Origin of the sequence: uncultured Winogradskyella sp. (genome assembly GCF_947501905.1) — a bacterium.
GTDB lineage: Bacteria > Bacteroidota > Bacteroidia > Flavobacteriales > Flavobacteriaceae > Winogradskyella.
The window spans coordinates 528,028-547,291 of sequence record NZ_CANMXL010000004.1 but is presented as its reverse complement, the minus strand read 5'-3'; the positions used below and the strand labels follow the sequence as shown (position 1 = coordinate 547,291).

The 19,264-nt window shown below is 31.5% G+C and carries 23 protein-coding genes, 1 tRNA gene and 1 pseudogene; 5 read left to right on the top strand and 20 right to left on the bottom strand.

The features are described from left to right. Positions 1-8: 8 nt before the first annotated feature. The gene (locus Q0770_RS12430) at positions 9-1,007 is read left to right on the top strand and encodes a PorP/SprF family type IX secretion system membrane protein (RefSeq protein ID WP_299117445.1); all 999 of its coding nucleotides are present in this window, start codon (positions 9-11) and stop codon (positions 1,005-1,007) included. A 347-nt stretch (positions 1,008-1,354) separates the two neighbouring features. Here the strand turns inward: Q0770_RS12430 and Q0770_RS12425 are convergent, their stop codons facing one another. The 14 genes from Q0770_RS12425 to Q0770_RS12360 form a co-directional block, all read right to left on the bottom strand. Then, positions 1,355-2,056, bottom strand: coding sequence for a hypothetical protein (locus Q0770_RS12425; protein ID WP_299117442.1), 702 nt, complete (start codon positions 2,054-2,056; stop codon positions 1,355-1,357). Positions 2,057-2,060: 4 nt separating this feature from the next. After that, complete coding sequence (locus Q0770_RS12420; protein WP_299117439.1) at positions 2,061-2,315, bottom strand: Imm17 family immunity protein; 255 nt, start codon at positions 2,313-2,315, stop codon at positions 2,061-2,063. Beyond that, the gene (locus Q0770_RS12415; RefSeq protein WP_299117436.1) at positions 2,296-2,943 is read right to left on the bottom strand and encodes a hypothetical protein; all 648 of its coding nucleotides are present in this window, start codon (positions 2,941-2,943) and stop codon (positions 2,296-2,298) included. The genes Q0770_RS12420 and Q0770_RS12415 overlap by 20 nt, the downstream gene beginning before the upstream one ends. 243 nt (positions 2,944-3,186) lie before the next feature. Next, positions 3,187-3,897, bottom strand: coding sequence for a DUF4952 domain-containing protein (locus Q0770_RS12410; protein WP_299117416.1), 711 nt, complete (start codon positions 3,895-3,897; stop codon positions 3,187-3,189). Between the two features lie 152 nt (positions 3,898-4,049). Then, the gene (locus tag Q0770_RS12405) at positions 4,050-4,769 is read right to left on the bottom strand and encodes a leucine-rich repeat domain-containing protein (protein ID WP_299117433.1); all 720 of its coding nucleotides are present in this window, start codon (positions 4,767-4,769) and stop codon (positions 4,050-4,052) included. A gap of 191 nt (positions 4,770-4,960) precedes the next feature. Then, the gene (locus Q0770_RS12400; protein WP_299117430.1) at positions 4,961-5,512 is read right to left on the bottom strand and encodes a hypothetical protein; all 552 of its coding nucleotides are present in this window, start codon (positions 5,510-5,512) and stop codon (positions 4,961-4,963) included. Between the two features lie 173 nt (positions 5,513-5,685). Then, positions 5,686-6,159 carry a hypothetical protein gene (locus Q0770_RS12395; RefSeq protein WP_299117427.1) on the bottom strand — a complete coding sequence of 158 codons (474 nt, stop codon included), beginning with the start codon at positions 6,157-6,159 and terminating at the stop codon, positions 5,686-5,688. A gap of 185 nt (positions 6,160-6,344) precedes the next feature. After that, positions 6,345-6,839: a hypothetical protein gene (locus tag Q0770_RS12390; RefSeq protein WP_299117424.1), complete on the bottom strand. Its 495-nt coding sequence runs from the start codon at positions 6,837-6,839 to the stop codon at positions 6,345-6,347. Positions 6,840-7,052: 213 nt separating this feature from the next. Beyond that, positions 7,053-7,991, bottom strand: coding sequence for a hypothetical protein (locus tag Q0770_RS12385; protein WP_299117421.1), 939 nt, complete (start codon positions 7,989-7,991; stop codon positions 7,053-7,055). Between the two features lie 149 nt (positions 7,992-8,140). Next, positions 8,141-8,608, bottom strand: coding sequence for a hypothetical protein (locus tag Q0770_RS12380; protein WP_299117418.1), 468 nt, complete (start codon positions 8,606-8,608; stop codon positions 8,141-8,143). 159 nt (positions 8,609-8,767) lie between these two features. Beyond that, positions 8,768-9,478, bottom strand: coding sequence for a DUF4952 domain-containing protein (locus Q0770_RS12375; RefSeq protein ID WP_299117416.1), 711 nt, complete (start codon positions 9,476-9,478; stop codon positions 8,768-8,770). Positions 9,479-9,612: 134 nt separating this feature from the next. Continuing rightward, complete coding sequence (locus Q0770_RS12370) at positions 9,613-10,194, bottom strand: nucleoside monophosphate kinase (RefSeq protein WP_299117413.1); 582 nt, start codon at positions 10,192-10,194, stop codon at positions 9,613-9,615. A 249-nt stretch (positions 10,195-10,443) separates the two neighbouring features. Continuing rightward, the gene (locus Q0770_RS12365) at positions 10,444-11,439 is read right to left on the bottom strand and encodes a hypothetical protein (RefSeq protein ID WP_299117411.1); all 996 of its coding nucleotides are present in this window, start codon (positions 11,437-11,439) and stop codon (positions 10,444-10,446) included. A gap of 179 nt (positions 11,440-11,618) precedes the next feature. Beyond that, positions 11,619-12,056 carry a hypothetical protein gene (locus Q0770_RS12360; RefSeq protein ID WP_299117409.1) on the bottom strand — a complete coding sequence of 146 codons (438 nt, stop codon included), beginning with the start codon at positions 12,054-12,056 and terminating at the stop codon, positions 11,619-11,621. A 121-nt stretch (positions 12,057-12,177) separates the two neighbouring features. Between Q0770_RS12360 and Q0770_RS14730 the strand changes: the two genes are divergently transcribed. Then, entirely contained in the window at positions 12,178-12,474 is a 297-nt protein-coding gene (locus Q0770_RS14730) for a phage integrase N-terminal SAM-like domain-containing protein (RefSeq protein ID WP_368667008.1), read from the top strand. 62 nt (positions 12,475-12,536) lie between these two features. Beyond that, a pseudogene (locus tag Q0770_RS12355) lies at positions 12,537-12,994 on the top strand (tyrosine-type recombinase/integrase). Positions 12,995-13,164: 170 nt separating this feature from the next. On the opposite strand, the gene Q0770_RS12350 reads toward Q0770_RS12355, so the two are convergent. Beyond that, positions 13,165-13,238 (bottom strand) — tRNA-Met (locus Q0770_RS12350). Positions 13,239-13,365: 127 nt separating this feature from the next. Here Q0770_RS12350 and Q0770_RS12345 point away from each other — a divergent pair. After that, complete coding sequence (locus Q0770_RS12345; protein WP_299117407.1) at positions 13,366-13,758, top strand: START-like domain-containing protein; 393 nt, start codon at positions 13,366-13,368, stop codon at positions 13,756-13,758. A gap of 69 nt (positions 13,759-13,827) precedes the next feature. After that, on the top strand, positions 13,828-14,679 hold the full coding sequence (locus tag Q0770_RS12340; protein ID WP_299117405.1) for an aminotransferase class IV: 852 nt from the start codon (positions 13,828-13,830) through the stop codon (positions 14,677-14,679). On the opposite strand, the gene Q0770_RS12335 is transcribed toward Q0770_RS12340, so the two are convergent. The 5 genes from Q0770_RS12335 to Q0770_RS12315 form a co-directional block, all read right to left on the bottom strand. Then, on the bottom strand, positions 14,676-15,230 hold the full coding sequence (locus Q0770_RS12335; RefSeq protein ID WP_299117403.1) for a YqgE/AlgH family protein: 555 nt from the start codon (positions 15,228-15,230) through the stop codon (positions 14,676-14,678). The genes Q0770_RS12340 and Q0770_RS12335 overlap by 4 nt on opposite strands. Before the next feature lie 130 nt (positions 15,231-15,360). Further along, positions 15,361-15,633 (bottom strand): HU family DNA-binding protein, encoded by a 273-nt coding sequence (locus Q0770_RS12330; protein ID WP_073087320.1) that lies wholly within the window; start codon positions 15,631-15,633, stop codon positions 15,361-15,363. Positions 15,634-15,827: 194 nt separating this feature from the next. Then, the gene (fmt, locus tag Q0770_RS12325; protein ID WP_299117400.1) at positions 15,828-16,787 is read right to left on the bottom strand and encodes a methionyl-tRNA formyltransferase; all 960 of its coding nucleotides are present in this window, start codon (positions 16,785-16,787) and stop codon (positions 15,828-15,830) included. Next, entirely contained in the window at positions 16,784-18,679 is a 1,896-nt protein-coding gene (locus Q0770_RS12320; protein WP_299117397.1) for an ATP-dependent DNA helicase RecQ, read from the bottom strand. Before Q0770_RS12320 ends, fmt begins: the two co-directional genes overlap by 4 nt. Position 18,680: 1 nt before the next feature. Then, on the bottom strand, positions 18,681-19,241 hold the full coding sequence (locus tag Q0770_RS12315) for an ATP-binding protein (protein ID WP_299117395.1): 561 nt from the start codon (positions 19,239-19,241) through the stop codon (positions 18,681-18,683). Positions 19,242-19,264: the final 23 nt, after the last annotated feature.

The window sequence follows — 19,264 nt, the reverse complement described above, 5'->3', positions numbered from 1 at the left end:
TCTGATTAATGAAGTATTACACTCTTATAATTTTTTGTTTAGTAATTACTTTAAAAGCTAGAGCGCAAGACCCAATTTTTACACAATCTACTTTTGTTCAAGAAACTATAAATCCAGCATTTTCAGGATTTGAAGATAATGGGCGCACACATCTGGGTATTTTACATCGAACACAATGGCCAAATCTTAATTTAAAAATTAATTCTCAGTTTTTCTTTTGGAATAAATCATTTGATTATGGACCTAGTTTAGGTTTTGGGTTAGGGATTACGGCATTGCGACAGCATGAATCCTTTACCAACTATAGCCAAAATCAAATTAATGTTAATTATGCGCATCGCGTTAATTTAAGAGGTGGATGGATTTTTAGACCAGCAGTAGATGTAGGTTTTGGATTTAAAGATTTTCAGTTTAGTAACTTAACGCTTGGTGACCAAATAAATATCAATGCAGGAACGATTAATCCAACTACAGTAGATCCTTTAGCTTTAAATAATGATAATGTAATTTTTGTTGATTTTTCGACAGGCTTTGTTTTTGAAAAAGAAGAAATTAATGGAGTCACATATTGGTTTGGAGTTTCTATAAAACATCTTAATAGACCTAATATTTCTTTTGTTCAAGGCGATAATTTGGCTCTCGATATCTTTTATTCATTACATGGTAATTATCGTTTTCCTTTTTTAAATGATTATAGCATCATGATGACGGCTAACTATATGCAACAAGGGGAGTTTAATAGATTAGATATAGGCTCTCTATTTCAAGTAAACCAGTTTTTGTTGGGTGTTACCGCTGCTACAAATCCAGCAAAAAATGGTGAAGATTCACACTTATTAACGTCCATCAATGGTTTTATTGGTTTGGAGTATGAACGATTTAGATTTGGACTCTCTTATGATTTTAATACGACTCAAATTGGTCGCACCAATGGTGTTTATGAGCTGTCCGTTACCTATTTGACTGCATGTCGAAGCTGTAATACGGATAGGAGTAGGAAACGTTAGAGTCATTAAATACAAAAACCAGCACTTTTAAATGCTGGTTTGTTATTGTAGCGAGATTGAGGTTTGAACTCGCTAAAAGTTGGTAGTCAAATATTGAATTAAGACGAGTAAAAGAGCTATTGATTTTAAAAAGCATTACAAACTATGTTTATACTTCTTGCGGTAGCTAAAAATAAAAAGAATGTTTCTGTCTACGGTAACGTATAAGAATAGTAGCGGATTTTTATGCACTTACTTTTCCGTTTATTACTATTGTTAGATTTATATATTTCACTTTCGTTTTAGCGATTATACCGCTATTATTTTTATACATTGTTAGCAACTGCCACTTATTCAGTTAGTTTTATTTAATCTAATAGAATGTCTTTTAAGGGTAGTGAAAATGTAACTTTATCTCTTGCACCTAAAACTAAAATTCTGTCCTGTTCAATTGTAATCTTTTTTAGAGAATATCCATAAGAATAGACATTTGAATCTGATTCAAAAATATCATTATTATAAATTTCTTTTTTACCTTGAAATACTTTTAAGGTGAGAATAAATTTAGTTGTTGTTAATTCACAATATGCTTCGACTAATAGCTTTCTTTTTCGGTCTGTTTTCTTTTTTGAAAGCCATTTGTTTATGAAGTTTTTCTCTTTAAAATCATTATAAGATGCTAATATTTCTTTTGAAGGAATAGGGTATTTTACTTCAATTTTTTCAAAGGCATATGTCATAGTCTGACGTATAAATTCTCTAAAGTCATTGTCAGTTTTTATCGCATCATACTTTTCTTTATTTAAACGAATATATATGCTAACACATTTAGTGGCTGAGATAAATGGGTTATCATAATTTGACCATTTTGCATCATCATAACCGTGCATTAATGTTATAATGATTCCACTATATTCTTCTGATTTAATTTTTAATTCTCTTAAGCAAGTACGCTCAATATAGTTGGAAATATGAGTTGATTTTAATCTAACTTGGTAACAATAATCTACAATTTCTTTTCCTGCTTTGTCCCAATTTAATTGAAAGTCTAAAGTTTTTATCGTTTTCATAATTTTAGAGGTATAAAATGAATCCACTAAAACCAGCAATTGTACCTAATAAGTAAACAATTCCGATAACAACTCTAAAACTCTTATGTCCAAAAGTGTTGTAAAACATTCTTTGATTCCCGCTATTTGGGTCAATAGCCCAATTTTTATTTTTTAAAACTCCAATAAATAGTACCAAAAAGACAATACCGACTATAAGGTAAACATATTCTGGGAATTTTGTAAAAAAATCTTTTAGGTTATTTAATAGTTCCTCCATTACTGCTTCTTTTCTTAATTTTCACATCGTAATTCATTGTCCAGAAAACACCATTATTCTCTTTTGACGAGTTTATAATAAAGTATTCTATATACTTTTCTTTTTTATTTATATATTCCCAATCTTCTCTAAGTTCTAGATTGTTTTTCAAACAGGGAAACAGTTTGGTTATTTCGTTAACTACCTCACTTTCATTCTCCTTGGTAACTTCTGCTTCAATGGTCCAACCCCCACTAATATTAAATATTTGATGGTCTATTTGGTCGGATGAAAAAAAAAGTATTCCATTTATGGAGCCTTTGCTTAATGACATTGATAAATTTTTATCCATACTTAAATGGTCTTTTATTAAATAGGTTTTATTCCAAAAATCTCCATTTGGGTCGTCTCTAAAAGAGAGTGTTGGGTCTAATTGTTCTATTTTTTGTCCTAGACTTACAAGAGGTTTTCCGTTATAAACTAGACTTATTGCCTCATATTGAGTTGTTTTGTTAAAATTTTGTGCATTAAGTATTGAATCTACTTTAAATTCGACTTCATCAATTTGCCCTGACGGTTTATTTTGCTTTTCAGAATTTTTACAACTAAAGAGTATTAGTGTTATTATAAAGTAGCATATCATTTTCATTCTTTGCTACGATATTTTAGAAAAAATATTTTCATAATATTTATAGTTTTATTCTACAAAAGAATTAAATATACTTTGCCAATGCGGTTTGTTTTTATTGGTGGTAACGGTAACGTATAAGAATAGTAGCGGATTTTTACTCACAAACCTTTCGGTTTTTCACTGACCTTTGTTTTATGCTCATTTATCATTTTATCACTTAAGCCGCTATTACTTATACACCGTGTTGGCGGTAGTTATTTTCTAAACTATTACTAATTCCACGACCACGGTAAAATAATCAATTTTACTTCTATCAAACTCTAATTTTATTCCAGTCGGTTCACTTTCAACTTCACCTGATGCATACATATCTATCGTTGCTGAACAATATGGGTCAATTTTCTTGAATTCAGAGTGTTCAAACCCTCCCTGTTTCCCGGTTGTTTCCCATCCACAACATACCCATTTTAATTTTCCCATTCTGTAGTTCTCAATTAAGAAACGTTCTACTTCCTCAGACTCTTTACCACTTACTCGATATGTAGCTCTTGCTATAGTTTGGCTGTTTTTAGGTCTTTCACATTTTATAAATTCCAATCCAATTGGTTTTTTAGCATAAGTACTCAATATATCATTACAAGGGATTTGGGGATTCCACCAAGTGTTGTAATTCGTTTTATCAAAACTCAAAATTGATTCGGCTTCATCTTTTGATATATATGCGTAAGGTTCGATATGGTCTCTTTCTAAAGTCGTGTAATAATTGTTTTGGTCTTGACCATATAACCAATAATCTCCCCTACCTTCATTCATTTTAGAAACCTTGAAACTAAAGATTGAGCTTTGATTTGGGATAATGTATCCGTTTCCAGTTAAAAGTCCCCAAAGGTTAGAAAAGAGTTCTGTTGAAAAGCATAAGACTAACAATAGTCCTAAAGTCCCTAATCCGATATGTCTCTTTTTGAGTTTCATTCTAATTACAGCCAACGCCTAGTGTATGAGTAGTAGCGGATTTCTACTCATTAACTTTTCAGTTTAGCACTGACCTCTGTTTTATGTTTTGTCGTTCGTTTTATCACTTAAACCGCTATTACTTATACACCGTGTTAGCCACAGTATTTTTGTTAAATGATATTTACACTAGGAAGCTTTTTCTCAATAATTTTATTTTGTCCATTTTTTAAAAATCTTGGTAAGATTCTTAGATGTTTTAGATTATTCAATTCTAATAAAGGAGAAATATCATAATTCTTGTTCTCAACATTTAATATGAAATTCAAATATTCTAACTCTTTTAATTTGGACAGAGAATCCATATTTCTAACTGCCTTTCCTGTTCCACTCATTTTTCCGTGGTCTAACCATAATTCTTTTAGACTTTTCATCTTCTCTAAAGGAGATAAGTCATAAAGATTATTGAATCCATAGATATAAAGTGTCTCTATTTTTTTTAAATCGCTGATAAAAGAAATGTCCTTACTTTTTTTAATACCTGAAAGGAGTAAAACTTTCAAAGACTTTAAAGAGGACAAATTTGGTAGCATTTCCTGTTTACAATTTGAAATCCCTAAATATTGCAAATTTGGTAAAGTTGAAAAAGTATTTAACCTTTCTTCATTTATGTCATTTATAGATATTGCTTCGATTTTTTCATTACCAATTAGAGAATCATAATTCGTATATTTTAATTTAAACTTTTTCAAAGGCGTGCTCATTGATATTATTTCTGCATTCTTTGGTAGTTCAGAAATGTCAAAAGGACAATCAATAGTTCCCTCTATAACCCCTAAATGAGGATATGCACTTGGATATTTTTCTTCGATTAAATAATTACTCCAATTCATTCTTTAAAGCTTGCTTTTATTGTGGCTAACGGTTACGTATAACCGTCAGTTACGGGATTAAAGTTAATGATTTTCGGTTTGGCACAGACGTTAGCAATTCCGAATGGATTCGCTTGAGCCTGCCCTGAGCGCAGTCGAAGGGTAGTCGAATCCGCCGTAATTGCGGTTATACATTGTTGTGCGTTCGTTTTTTATTCTTCAAGTCCAAGTTTCTTTATAATTTCAGTATGACTAATCTCTTTCATAGTTGATAAATCTATTCTACAATTCGTATCGTGAATTGAGAAATAAGCATCTTTTGTTAGTTCTATTCCTATCGATGCTTTTTTCCAACAATTTGAAAACCAACTTTCAAAGATTTTTGTTTTTTCTGTATGGTAAGCGTTAATTAAATCTTTTTCATGTTCAGTTAATTCATTGTTGTAAGATTTTATCGCCTTTTTATTTTCAAATTGATAAATATCATCAGAAGTGATGAATTCAGAATCTTTGTTAGGGAATTTAGTCGGCAATGAAATATGTTCTGTGTATTGTTGAAAATATTTGTCTAAACCGTAAAAGGTTAGATCAAGCATTTCATATCCATACTCAAACAGATACACAATTATGTCTGAATTTGTTCTCTTTAATTGATATTCAATAATTTCATCTGAAAGAATTCCTTTTAAATCAATTATTGTCTGATTTGACAACTTTGACAAATGTTCTTTAAATTGTAATAATTTATCTTTGTATTCTTTCACTATTTTTTAGGTTTCGTCCACACACTCAAATGACGCACAACGTTTAGTGTATGAGTAGTAGCGGATTTCTATTTACTAAACTTTCAGTTTTGTACTGACCTTTGTTTTATGTTTATACTTTTGTTTTATCACTTAAACCGCTATTACTTATACACCGTGTTGGCTGTAGTTTTTTATTTTCGTTTATATTTTTTCCATTCTTCAAATCGCTTATCTATTATAGGTTTTAAGAAGTCATAGTTCTTATATGTATCTTCTATATGATAAATGCTTTCGTACTCGAATCCTTGTTTTTCTGCTTTTTCATTAAAAAGATCGCAATAATTCTCTCCATAGCAACCATTTTTCGCTCCAAAAGTTGTGTCATCTTCATAATAATCTTGTGCAAATTCATTTCCTAATTCATTTAAATCATTATCAGTAAATTTTTCATCACAAACATTTATCAGAAATTCTGCTCCTGTAATTTCTCTATCTTTTAGTTGTCTGATTTCTTCTTTTGCATCGTCTTCAAGTTCTTCCGAAAATAGATTATTATCTATGCACCACTTTATAAACATTCCTGTGTGAGTTGCACCATTTTTTTTAGACAAGTCTTTTGGGAAATCTCCTCCATAATGCCAAGAAACGTCATCATATTTTGCCATAATGTTTTATTCTTTAAAATTAATATTTCTTGTTGGTTTAAATTACAGCCAACGGAATTGTATATGGAAAGTGCGCCTTTTGGTGCGTTTTTTTCCGTTTTGAATAAAGGTAGTTAAAAAGTAGGAATTTCAATTCGCATAACCTTCTCAGCGCATTTTTTATATACGTTGTTAGCTACTGGCTTTTATTCAACATCAGAATCACTTAAGCCGTCAATCAGTTGGTCAATCTGAACGATTATTTGCTTTCTTTTTTGCTTAGCTTTTTCAATAATTTCTTCATTGCTTTTTGGATTCGATATTTGATTGTTATAATAGTCAACAAGAGTTCTCATAGCGTTCATTTTTGCACTCAAGTGGGTCTGTTCCACTTGTCGGATTAAAACCTCTTGAGCCTTACGCTGAAGTTTGGCACTTTTTTCAAGCTCTTTTCTATTCAAAACAATTTCTTCCCTATTCTGCTTTATTTCCTCACGTTGAAGGACAATGGTATAAATCAGAACTGCAAATGCAAGAGCAGAAAATAATGCATTCACTGCACCAAATAAGTCTCCAAAAGTTCCTCTGTCCGACCATTCAGAAAGGAAAACCATTATCAAAACTGCCGATAGTCCCCAGATAATCACTACTAGTAAAATCAGTTTGATTAATAAATTATTTTTCGAATTCTCTTTTTCCATTATGTTTATTCAGCTTGTAGCTAACGGCTTCGGCTATGAGTAGTGTGGGATTGAAAAGCGGTATTTTTCAATCTGGCACTTACCAAAGCGAACCATTTTTAAATTTGTTTTCTTGTTGGTAACCAATTTACAAAATTGTGAGCGGTGTTGTGGGAAAATCTCTTTCGTCTTAAACATCCGCCCGCATTACTTATGAGCCATTGTTGGCAATAGTTATTTTTTTATAATTCTCACAAAAGGAAGTTTACTTTGAAAGAACTGTTGGAGCTCTTCAAAGTCCGTTTTCAGATTAGATTCAGAACCTATTTTTTGCTTATAAATGTTTTCAAAGCCCCTTTGATACGGAATCAGACATTTTCTTTTTCTTGAATACTCGAAGAGTTTGAGTATCGTTTTATTATTCAAAGGCGCCCTTTCAAAGCACAATCCATTTAATCTGGTATCTACAGTTGAAAATGGGTATTCAAAGAGGAAATCCAAGGAATAAAGAATCGCATCGGTGTAACTCTCCAAATCGATGTTTATTTTTTCTCTGTGCAGGTAGTCACTTCTATAAATTGTATTTTCCGTATGCAGATATGCTTTGTCATTAAAAAAATCCCAGCTGAATACTACAGAGAAATTATTCTTGATGGGTTGCAGTTCTTCAGAGTCAATCTCTTCAAAAAATGAGAACTTGAAATTTGGCAGAATGACTTCTTTAAAGTCTTCGAAAGTAATACTTCCTGAATTCGAAAAAAGTTGGACTTGTGAAAAGTCCCATTTTCGACTCTTATAGTCTTTGGGAAAGAAGCATTTATTGTACTTAGTTAAAAAATACTCTTGAACTATTTCTGGATTGTTGTACAAGAAAACTCTTCTAAAAGTTTCATGCCTAACAAAGGATGAAAATATGTCGAAATAAATTTCCTCTTTGGTTTGATATGAAAAGAAGGTCGCTACATAATTATTATTCTGTCTGTAAAAGTCATTAATATTGAGTTCTTCTGGACTAACATTATTGGCATTCAAATACTCTAAATAGTTTGAATCTATAGGTTTGAAATAAATAATGCTGTCGCCTTTAGATTTGGTAGTTCTGCTTTCGGATTTATTAGATCCAAATGCCATACTAATTAAAGACATTAGCGAGATGAGGGAAAACTTTTTCATAATTATTGCCAACGGTCTCGTATAACCGTCAGTTACGGGTTAATATGCGTTAATTTTCGGTTGAGCACAGAAGTTAGCAATTCCGAGTGGATTCGGACGAAGTAGAACCTTCCGTATTTGCGTTTATACATTGTTGTAACCAGTTTTTTTTATTCAATTATTTCAATTGTTTCTACTCTATATACTTCTCCTTTTTTAAAAGTCAGCTCTAAATAATTTAACTGCCACTCAAATCTAAATCGACACATTCCCAAATTGTATTTCCATAATTCAATCGAATTGTTGGGTTCAGGTTTTCCAATAAGTTCTATTACTTCAGATTTGCTTTTTCCATTAAGAATTCCGCTTATCACAATATCGTCTCGCATTTCAAATCGAGAATGTTTATCAGCAAACCATTTTTCTCTGTCAAAATCATATTGTGGTTCATAGAATAGGTATCCAGAAACTGTAAATACAAACCTAAAATATAAGATGGGTGCAATTATTATAGTCCCAACAATTGAAGTCCAACTACTAGTTTTCTTTTTCTTAAAAAATCGTAGCGAAATCCAACGTAAGATTAAAAATGTTGGAATTATGATTATCAGAATTATAATTGGTACTTCAGGACTCATTTAGTTTCTCAAATTGGTTACAACGGTTTTGTGTATGAGTAGTAGCGGATTTTTACTCACGAACCTTACGGTTTTTCACTGACCTTTGTTTTATGCTCATTTATCATTTTATCACTTAAGCCGCTATTACTTATACACCGTGTTGGCGGTAGTTATTTTCTAAACTATTACTAATTCCACGACCACGGTAAAATAATCAATTTTACTTCTATCAAACTCTAATTTTATTCCAGTCGGTTCACTTTCAACTTCACCTGATGCATACATATCTATCGTTGCTGAACAATATGGGTCAATTTTCTTGAATTCAGAGTGTTCAAACCCTCCCTGTTTCCCGGTTGTTTCCCATCCACAACATACCCATTTTAATTTTCCCATTCTGTAGTTCTCAATTAAGAAACGTTCTACTTCCTCAGACTCTTTACCACTTACTCGATATGTAGCTCTTGCTATAGTTTGGCTGTTTTTAGGTCTTTCACATTTTATAAATTCCAATCCAATTGGTTTTTTAGCATAAGTACTCAATATATCATTACAAGGGATTTGGGGATTCCACCAAGTGTTGTAATTCGTTTTATCAAAACTCAAAATTGATTCGGCTTCATCTTTTGATATATATGCGTAAGGTTCGATATGGTCTCTTTCTAAAGTCGTGTAATAATTGTTTTGGTCTTGACCATATAACCAATAATCTCCCCTACCTTCATTCATTTTAGAAACCTTGAAACTAAAGATTGAGCTTTGATTTGGGATAATGTATCCGTTTCCAGTTAAAAGTCCCCAAAGGTTAGAAAAGAGTTCTGTTGAAAAGCATAAGACTAACAATAGTCCTAAAGTCCCTAATCCGATATGTCTCTTTTTGAGTTTCATTCTAATTACCGCCAACGCCTAGTGTATGATTTCGTTGCGTATTTAAGCATTAAAGTTAGCAAACAATTACAGGTAGAAAATTCCAGCGGAATTTTCGTAAGTAAGCCTTTACTAGCAATGAATTATACACATTGTTAGGCACAGTCTTTTATTTTTCTTAATATATATTCCAAACTTAAATTCTCGATATAATCCATTTCTATTATTTTCCACTTAAACTCGTCAGATATATTTCGAATTTCAGCGATTTGTTCACGTCTTCGAGTAAATTCAGTTTTCCATTTTTCAATTACTTCATCTCCATATTTGTCTAACCATTGTTTTTCTATTGGGTTTTTAAAATGGTCATTCATAAATTTTTTTGGTTCACGTTGTTTAAAATACCAGATGTTTTCCAATTCAATATTTTCATCAGCAAGCACTTTTTTTAATCCGTCAAATTGTTCAATCGTTCTAGGATATTCTATAACCAATATATTATTATCGTTTTCTTTTAAGTTTCTTGTAATAAATTTTCCAATTATTTCAGTTGTCAGCATTTCTCTGCTCTCCAGTATTTTCCTCATTTCTTTCCCTAAACTGTCATTATTCCTTAATTGCTCTTTTAATAAATTGCTTAAATTAAAAATCGAAGAATCTAATTCAGACGATAATGCACTTCCAATTTTGCTTTGTGAAAGTCGCCAGTCGAGGAATAGAATGTTCAATTTTCGCATTTTTTTCAGATTGTACCTAACGGTGTTGTGTATGGCTCGTTGCGTGCAAATTAGCGATTATTTTTCGGTTTAGGCACAAGCCAGATTTTTAAATTTTACTATTTATCTTTTTACTGGAAATCGTCTACCGAAGGACTACTGCTACCAAAATATAAAATAAAAACGACAGTAAATTTAAAAATTTGGCGACTTTCCAAATAAGCCTTAACTTGGATTAAGAAACTGATTAGCAATGAGCTATACACGTTGTTAGCTGTAGTTTTTATTCGTCCAATTATTTAGAATGCAACTAAAATCATTGAGCATTAATTCAAAATTATAGTCCATTTTTTTCTTTTTCAATTTTTCTATGGTTTTATTTAATGCAAATAAAAAATATTCAGATAGTTTAATTCTCTGTTCAGAATGACTTAATTCGCTAAACTCCTTTTCAAAATGTATTGTTATTTTCATATTCCCAGTATCTTTTCTAAAAGGTCCAAATACATATCTATTTCTTAAGTAATAACCATTTTCTTCTATTTCCTTTTTTGGAAACATTTTGTGTATTTCAATATAGGCGTTTTTACTCGTTAATTTTTTATCACTTTCGCTTATGATATAGTTCGTTTTACAATGGTCATTGTCAAAAAAACTAAAAGAGCAATTTAGAATAATTCGATTAATCTTTCTGCCATATTTTTCAGGTTGCATTTCTTTATTTAATTCCAATTGAAGCTCTTTATTTAAAGACTCAATAACCTCTTTTGAATTTTCATAACAATTACTTATCCCTCTTTCAATCCAAATCGGGTTTTTAGGAATCCAATTTCGTTGACTTTTAAGTTTAATATCTTGAATTTCTAATTTTGTCGGATAATCTGATAAAATTGTTTTCTTCTTGTTGATATCGTCAGGACTAAAGTGATAACTCGTTCTTCCTTGTTCCATTGTAAATCCATTTACCCTTTTTGACCATATGGCATCTACAAAACGAGGTTGTCCAAATTTATTGAGGAAATATGTCATAGGGTTTCCGTTAAAAAACATTCCTCTCAAAGCCTCTAAAGGTTCGTGGTTGTCCCATCCAATAATAGCAAGACTTTCGCATATTACTACAGCTTTATTCCATTCTTCAGCATTTTTGTATTCAGAATATTTTAAAAATTGGTTGAAAAGGGTTTTTCGTAAGCTTTTAATGTCGCTTTTTTCTAGTAAATAACTCTCTAATTCATCAAGATTTTCAAAATCAAATATTTCTTTCATTCCAAAGGTTAATTTACTTTTTCGATTTTTTTTAAATTACAGCTAACGGTCTCGTATAACCGCCAGTTACGGGTTAATATGCGTTAATTTTCGGTTTAGAATAGGCTTTAGCAATTCCGAGTGGATTTGGACGTAGTCGAATCCGCCGTAATTGCGGTTATATATTGTTGTAACAAGTTTTATTTATTTAGAATAATTCCTTCTAAAATTTCAGCGTTATTTTTTTTGAATTTCTCAATCTCATTCTTCAGGATTTTTTTTAATTGTTTTCCTTTAATTTCAATTTCGTCTTTTGTGGAATAATTTATTTTATAAGTCATCTCATCATGTGATGTTAGAGCAATAATTATTCCATTACTCGGAAAAGTATCAGGCATAATCATTTCGGTTTCCAATACTTTTTCTCTGCTCGTATAAATAGGGAAAAAGGGTTGTTTATTACTATCTTTGAACAAGTGTAAATTAGGATGAAAACTATTGTTGCTTTCTCCAACAGATACCATAACGTATAATGTTGAGTTAAAAATATCCCTTATTTCATTTTCATTAATTGCTTTTTTATTTTCACAATTTGATAAGAATATTATGGGTAAAATTAATGTTAAATATTTTTTCATTTATAAATACAGATTGGCTAAATGTGTTACAACTACTGGATATAAAGAATAGTCTTTATATCTGTCTTTATCGGAATAAAAATAATACTTTTTTGTAATTATTAGGTATATTTACATTAATATGTCAGTTCCTGATTTTGTGAAAATATTAGAAGTTAAACGGTATAGTAAAAATACTATTGATAGCTATTCATCGATTATTAAGATGACCCAAAGCTTTTTCAAAAAGCCTTTAAATAAAGTCGACGAATCAGAGTTGCATAGATATTTTTATCATATGGTTCATACTAAAAAAGTTTCTTATTCCTATCAGAAACAAATAGCTATGGCATTAAAGCTTTACTATAAGGAAATGTTTCGAGAGAACATTAATTTGGATTCCTATTTCCAAGTAGAAAACCAAATAAACTCCCAGTAATCATAGCTAAAGAAGATATTCTTGCGATTATTGTAAACACTAAAAACATTAAGCACAAAAGTATGATTGCTCTGACCTATAGTGCTGGACTAAGGGTGGGAGAACTTATTGATTTGAAAATTGCTGATATAGACTCATCACGAATGGTCATACACTTAAAATCGGCTAAAGGAAACAAGGATAGGATTGTTCCATTATCCAGAAGAGTTCTGGAAATACTTCGAATTTACTACAAAGAGTTTTTACCAAAACAATACTTGTTCGAGGGGCAAAAAGGAGGAAAGTACTCCTCATCTAGTTTCAACAAACTCTTAAAAGCTGCTGCAAAAAGGACGAAGATTAAAAAACAAATTACTGCTCATACTTAAGACATAGTTATGCTACACATCTTTTAGAGAAAGGAACTGATATTCGGGTGATTCAAAAACTATTGGGACATAATTCCATTAAGACAACTATGATTTACACACAAGTCACAGAACCTACACTACTAAATATTACCAGTCCTTTTGACTATTAATCTAAAAGATTTGATTATACTTTAAGCACTCTCTATGTGTTAAACGCTATCCTTAATTAATATAATTGTTCGTAAATTGGTTTTCTAATGGTTTACGTTTACAGGTCTCAAAATAAAAAAAGAGTTTATAGATAAACTAAAAACTCTTGATTAAATGGATGGTTTCTTTGTAGCGAGATCGAGATTTGAACTCGAGACCTCCGGGTTATGAATCCGACGCTCTAACCAACTGAGCTACCTCGCCGTTTGCGGGTGCAAATATAAAAACAAATTCCGCTATGACAAACTTAAGATTCTAAAAAAATAAATTTAGTTTAAAGTTTTGAATTGAATCATAATTGTATATATTGAGCTCATAATATATCACTTACATGGACGATAAAATTAAGTACGAATTAGAATTCCCAATACACGCATCTCCGCAATTATTATTTCAATATATATCAACACCATCTGGCTTATCAGAGTGGTATGCAGATAACGTAAATAGTAGAGGAGAACTGTTTACTTTTATTTGGGATGGTAGTGAAGAACAAGCAAAATTATTGCTTAAAAAAAGTGCTGAACGTGTAAAATTTCGTTGGTTAGAAGATGAAGAAGATGGTAATTCTTGTTATTTTGAAATAAGAATCCAAGTAGATGAAATTACAAAAGATGTATCATTAATGGTTACAGATTTTTCAGAAGAAGATGAAATTGAAGAATCAAAAATGTTATGGGAGAATATGATTGGAAGTTTGAAGCAAGTTTTAGGATCGGCGTAAACGATTAATACATACAAATCTTATCTTTGTCCCCTCCCGATAGTTATCGGGATTATTCGGGATTTTTTTATGATAAATATAAACGGGAATTTAATAAGCCTACAAGACGCTAAAATTTCAATAGAGAATAGAGGATACAAGTATGGCGATGCCTTATTTGAAACTCTTAAAGTCGTCAATGGCAAGATCTTTTTTTTCGAAGATCATTATTTTAGATTAATGGCATCCATGCGCATTTTACGTATGGAAATCCCTATGACTTTTACGATGGAATTTCTTGAAGGGGAGATTCTAAAAACTGTTGAAGCAAATGATTTATTGCAAAGTTCCGCTAGAGTAAGGCTTAATGTAGATAGAGGAGAAGGTGGTAAATATATGCCTGATGAAGATAGTTCGGTAGCTTATAATATTGTAGCAGAAACGTTGAGTAATCCTTTCTATCCTGTAAATTCCTTTGATAATTATGTTGTGGATTTGTACAAGGATTATTACATGGCTCCTGGTCTGCTTTCTGGATTGAAATCTAACAATAAAGCTATTCAGGTTATTGGAAGTATCTACGCAAAAGAAAACGGGTTGGACAATTGTTTGGTTTTAAATACTAGTAAAAGTGTCATAGAAACTTTGAATGGGAATTTGTTTTTAGTAAAAGGAGACACAATTAAAACACCTCCTTTGGAAGATGGCTGTTTAAAAGGTGTAATGCGAAAACAAATCTTAGCGTTATTGCAAAACAATCCTAATTATACTATAGAAGAAGCTTCAATCTCACCCTTTGAGCTTCAAAAAGCTGATGAACTTTTTATGACCAATACTATAGTTGGTATTCAGTCAATTGGTCAGTATCGTAAAAAGAAATATGCAAATACTATTGCGACGGAAATTATTAAAATGCTAAATGTAAAACTTCGCTTGGCTTAATTATAGCTTGGGTTTTCAGGCGCATTAGACCAAATGGAATATTCACCACCAAGTTCTAGCATTTTTTCTTTCCAAAACTCATTACAGCATTTAGATATAATACTGTTGTCATAGGTGTTTTTAGAAACAAACCATGCATGTGAATCTAATTCGTCTTTGAGTTGTTTTTCTTCCCATCCAGAATATCCTAAGAAAAATTTGATATCCTCCGAAGTGATTTTACTAGAATTAATTAACTCCAGAACGGTACTAAAGTCGCCTCCCCAAAAAATACCTTGAGAAATTTCAATACTATTAGGTATTAATTCAGGTGATTTATGAATAAAATAGAGATTATCTTGTTCAACTGGACCACCATTGTATACAGGAAGTTCAGAATCTGTCCCTTCTATAAGGTCTTTAAGATTATAATCTAACTTTTTGTTGAGAATGAACCCTACTGAGCCTAGGTTGTTGTGATCCGCCAAAAGAATAACTGCTCTATTGAAAGATAAGTCTCCAATAATAGATGGTTCAGCAATTAGTAAACTCCCTTTTTCTGGTTTCTTCACGATTGATGTAGGATTAATGCTACTTAAAGTTAATATTTTTTTTTAGATACACAATTATTTTGAAAGTCAATTTTATATCATAAAAAAAGCCTGCTGTGCAGCAGGCTTTAATATCTTAAACAAATTAAGCTTAGTTTACAGCATCGCTTAAGTCAGAACCTGCCTTAAACTTTACTACATTTTTCGCTTTGATTTTTATTGTCTTCCCTGTTTGAGGATTTCTTCCGTCTCTAGCAGCTCTTCTAGTAACTGACCAAGAACCGAAACCTACTAATGATACACGGTTACCCTTTTGTAAAGATCCTTCGATATCAATTAATAATCCGTCTAATGCTTTCTTAGCTGCAGCTTTAGTAATACCTGCATTTTCAGCCATGCTGTTGATTAAATCTGTTTTGTTCATAAAATGTTAAATTTAAATTGTTAAATATTAGGTTTTCAACATAAATGTTAAAATCTGTAACAAATTTATACGTATAATCCGTTCATGCAAGTAATAGCCTAGTAAATACGGGGTTTTGTTAATAACTTATTGCATTTGTTAATAAAGGTGTGCATTTTATCGATTTTTTACTGAAACCTAATGAGAATAAGGGTTTAGAGCATTTTTGCATTTTTATCAAATTCAAAACCATTTAATAAAGATTTTGAATCCATTTTTCGCTTGTTTGGAAGCTGTAATTCTTCAACTTTGATATATCCATTTTTACATGCCACTTTTATTTCATTTTCTGAAATTTTAATAGTACCATTTTCATAATTATGTAATGCTAATAGTTTTGAAACTGCATATACTTTTACAGGCATAAGTTCCTTGTCGCCATTGTCTAAATAACACCAAGCTGTTGGGAATGGATTTAGCCCACGTATCTTATTATATATATGAGCTATATTTTGATTCCAATCTATTTTGCAATTATATCTATTGAGTTTGAAAGCCGTTTTTAGATTTTTGTCTTTTGGCTGTATTGTTGTGCTGGCATTATCCGCTTCAATTTGTTTTACGGTTTTAATAACTAAGTTACTTCCAATAGCCATTAATTTGTCGTGTAACTCACCAACCGTTTCATTATCTGCAATATCTGTTTCTTCTTTCATTATAATAGCACCTGTATCTATTTTTTCATCAATAAAGAAGGTTGTAACACCAGTTTTCTTTTCTCCGTTAATAATAGCCCAATGTATTGGTGCAGCGCCTCGGTAATTAGGTAGGAGAGAAGCATGCAAATTAAATGTGCCGTATTCTGGCATTTGCCAAACTACTTTTGGTAGCATTCTAAAAGCGACTACAATTTGCAAGTTTGCGTTTAGTGTTTTTAATTCGTCTACAAAAGCTTCCGATTTAAGATTAGTTGGTTGCATAACTTTTAAGTCATTAGCTACAGCAAATTCTTTTACAGCCGATGCTTTTAGTTTTCTCCCACGCCCTGCAGGTCTGTCAGGTGCAGTAATTACACCTACAACATTATAATTATGGTCTATAAGATTCTTTAAGGTTGCTACAGCAAAATCTGGAGTTCCCATAAAAACGATTCTTAAGTCTCTTTGTGTTGTCATTTGAGCTTGTATGTGTTTCTTGCAGTAATAACTACAGTTTCATCTTCTGTAAGATAAGACAAGACTTGTAATAGTTCTATTTGACTGCATTTAATATGGTTTAATAATTCTCTTGAAGACCTATCTTTTTCTTCTAATAAGTCTAGTATATTTCGTTTAATAGATTCTGTAGGCTGTGCAGGACTGCTTTTTTTATTAGAGATACAAACTGAGCAATGGCCGCAATCTTCAGTTGATACTTCATCAAAATAGTTTAGCAATTGCAAACTTTTACAAACAGAGTCATTATTTGTGTAATCTATGACACTTTGTATCTGTTGTTTTTTTAATTGCTGTTGTTGCTCTATAATAGGTATAATTGGGTTAATTGTCTTTTCGTCCTCACGTGGCTTAATAAAAGTAATTTCAGAATCTGTATTGGCAATATTTAAGTCAATAATATTATGAGTTTCTAAATCTTTTAAAATTGCTAAAAACTGCTTTGTACTAATTTCCGCTTTTGCAGCCACTAGGTCAACATCTATTTTAGTTGGGTAATCCAAAATACCACCATAAGTCCTTAAAAGTGCCTTTATAGGTTTGTTTTGAGGCTTGTTTTGTTCTAAATAGTTGAATATTTCGGCATTTGATATTTTGAATTGAACTGTTGTTTTAAAATTGAATCGCTGATCTAATGAAATAATGCTGTTACTATCCAAAATTCTCATGGCATTAAAAGTCAATGTCTTTTTTAGTTGGTATATATGACAAAACGTTTTAAAATTAAGTTGATGTAATGTGTTTTGACCTTCACCATAAGATATCTGAAAATAGCTACACAATTTTTTATAAACATATTTTATGGCGTCTATTGAAGGTAAAGTGCTTAAAAATTGGGACTTAAGTTTATCCTCATCTACATTTTTCTTCAATATTACTGCTATAGCACTTTCGCCATTTCGCCCTGCTCGCCCTGCTTCTTGATAATAACTTTCTAAACTTTCGGGTAAATTATAATGAATAATACTTTTTACATCAGCCTTATCAATTCCCATACCAAAAGCTGTTGTGGCAACCATTATTGGTTTCTGATTGTTGGTCCAGAGATTTAGCCGTTCGGTTTTTTGGATGTTTGTTAAGCCACCATGATAGAAGGTGACTCCGAATCCTTTAGACTCAAGGTAAGTACTAATATTTACTGTTGCTTTTCTGCTTCTAGCATATATAATAGAAGCGCCTTTATTTTGGTTTAGAAGATATTCTAGATGGTAGTTTTTATCTTCAGTATTTAAGACTTGGTAGCTTATATTATCTCTAACAAAAGACCCTTTAAATATTTTGGCATCTATAAAATCTAAAGACGCTAAAGTATCATCTATAACTTTAGATTTTGCAGTAGCAGTTAACGCAATGCAATTAACAGTTGGTTGAAGCTCTCTTAGTTTTGAAATGCTCAGGTATGCAGGTCTAAAATCATTTCCCCATTGACTAATGCAATGCGCTTCATCAACAGCTATAAGATTTACATTCATAAGTTGAATACGTTCTTGCACTAGAGTTTGTTGTAAACGCTCTGGTGATAGGTATAAAAATTTATAATTACCATAAATGCAATTGTCTAGTTGTGTGTCTAAATCTGAATAAGATAATCCTGCCGAAATTGACATGGCTTTAATACCTTTTTGTTTTAGTGTACTAACCTGATCTTGCATTAGTGCTACTAAAGGTGATATGACGATACATATTCCGGGTTTAATAAGCGCAGGAATTTGAAAACAGACAGATTTTCCACCACCAGTAGGTAATAATGCAAAGGTATCATTACCATCAAGTACAGACGTTATAATCTCCTCTTGAAACGGTCTAAAAGAGGTATGATTCCAATAACGCTCTAATACTTCAATTGGATGCATATTAAAGGTGTGTATGAGAAATAATAAAATCGGTTCTTTCTTCAATAGTACCAAAAGGAACCTCAATTATAGAATAATCAAATTCTTGGTATGTTTCTTTCAGTTTATGGTAAATATCTACAGCTTGTTCAAAGGTTTCAAATCGTTCGCCATCGTCAGTATAAATGGCTTCCCAAGGCGGTAATAAAAATATTTTATCGTATTTGTATGTTTTGCAAATGGTATTGAACGCCTCACTAATAGGCTGATCAAAGTAAGACATGTAAGCCAAAACATCAGGAATTCCTCGGTCATAAAACACCTGTTTTTCCTTAGCTATAGTAGCGTCATTAAAGTCATCAATCCTAAGATTAATGAGGTTAGTATTAAACGCGTTAGAGTCCGAAACTAATGCAATAGGGTTCGAATGCAAATCGGTGATATCTCCCGTATCTTTTGCTTTTGCGGTTAACTTTCTTATAACTTCTTCAAAACAGTAATGACCTCTTGATGCTAAATCATCAATTATTGCAGTTTTTCCTGTGGCAGGTCCACCAGTAATTACTATTCGCTCTATATTCAAAATGGCAATGTTTTTGCTGTAAA

Bases quoted from the DNA above. Each gene is read 5' to 3' on its own strand.
- Q0770_RS12430 (WP_299117445.1), top strand. From the start codon at position 9: ATGAAGTATTACACTCTTATAATTTTTTGTTTAGTAATTACTTTAAAA.
- Q0770_RS12425 (WP_299117442.1), bottom strand. From the start codon at position 2,056: ATGAAAACGATAAAAACTTTAGACTTTCAATTAAATTGGGACAAAGCA.
- Q0770_RS12420 (WP_299117439.1), bottom strand. From the start codon at position 2,315: ATGGAGGAACTATTAAATAACCTAAAAGATTTTTTTACAAAATTCCCA.
- Q0770_RS12415 (WP_299117436.1), bottom strand. From the start codon at position 2,943: ATGAAAATGATATGCTACTTTATAATAACACTAATACTCTTTAGTTGT.
- Q0770_RS12410 (WP_299117416.1), bottom strand. From the start codon at position 3,897: ATGAAACTCAAAAAGAGACATATCGGATTAGGGACTTTAGGACTATTG.
- Q0770_RS12405 (WP_299117433.1), bottom strand. From the start codon at position 4,769: ATGAATTGGAGTAATTATTTAATCGAAGAAAAATATCCAAGTGCATAT.
- Q0770_RS12395 (WP_299117427.1), bottom strand. From the start codon at position 6,159: ATGGCAAAATATGATGACGTTTCTTGGCATTATGGAGGAGATTTCCCA.
- Q0770_RS12390 (WP_299117424.1), bottom strand. From the start codon at position 6,839: ATGGAAAAAGAGAATTCGAAAAATAATTTATTAATCAAACTGATTTTA.
- Q0770_RS12385 (WP_299117421.1), bottom strand. From the start codon at position 7,991: ATGAAAAAGTTTTCCCTCATCTCGCTAATGTCTTTAATTAGTATGGCA.
- Q0770_RS12380 (WP_299117418.1), bottom strand. From the start codon at position 8,608: ATGAGTCCTGAAGTACCAATTATAATTCTGATAATCATAATTCCAACA.
- Q0770_RS12375 (WP_299117416.1), bottom strand. From the start codon at position 9,478: ATGAAACTCAAAAAGAGACATATCGGATTAGGGACTTTAGGACTATTG.
- Q0770_RS12370 (WP_299117413.1), bottom strand. From the start codon at position 10,194: ATGCGAAAATTGAACATTCTATTCCTCGACTGGCGACTTTCACAAAGC.
- Q0770_RS12365 (WP_299117411.1), bottom strand. From the start codon at position 11,439: ATGAAAGAAATATTTGATTTTGAAAATCTTGATGAATTAGAGAGTTAT.
- Q0770_RS12360 (WP_299117409.1), bottom strand. From the start codon at position 12,056: ATGAAAAAATATTTAACATTAATTTTACCCATAATATTCTTATCAAAT.
- Q0770_RS14730 (WP_368667008.1), top strand. From the start codon at position 12,178: ATGTCAGTTCCTGATTTTGTGAAAATATTAGAAGTTAAACGGTATAGT.
- Q0770_RS12345 (WP_299117407.1), top strand. From the start codon at position 13,366: ATGGACGATAAAATTAAGTACGAATTAGAATTCCCAATACACGCATCT.
- Q0770_RS12340 (WP_299117405.1), top strand. From the start codon at position 13,828: ATGATAAATATAAACGGGAATTTAATAAGCCTACAAGACGCTAAAATT.
- Q0770_RS12330 (WP_073087320.1), bottom strand. From the start codon at position 15,633: ATGAACAAAACAGATTTAATCAACAGCATGGCTGAAAATGCAGGTATT.
- fmt (WP_299117400.1), bottom strand. From the start codon at position 16,787: ATGACAACACAAAGAGACTTAAGAATCGTTTTTATGGGAACTCCAGAT.
- Q0770_RS12320 (WP_299117397.1), bottom strand. From the start codon at position 18,679: ATGCATCCAATTGAAGTATTAGAGCGTTATTGGAATCATACCTCTTTT.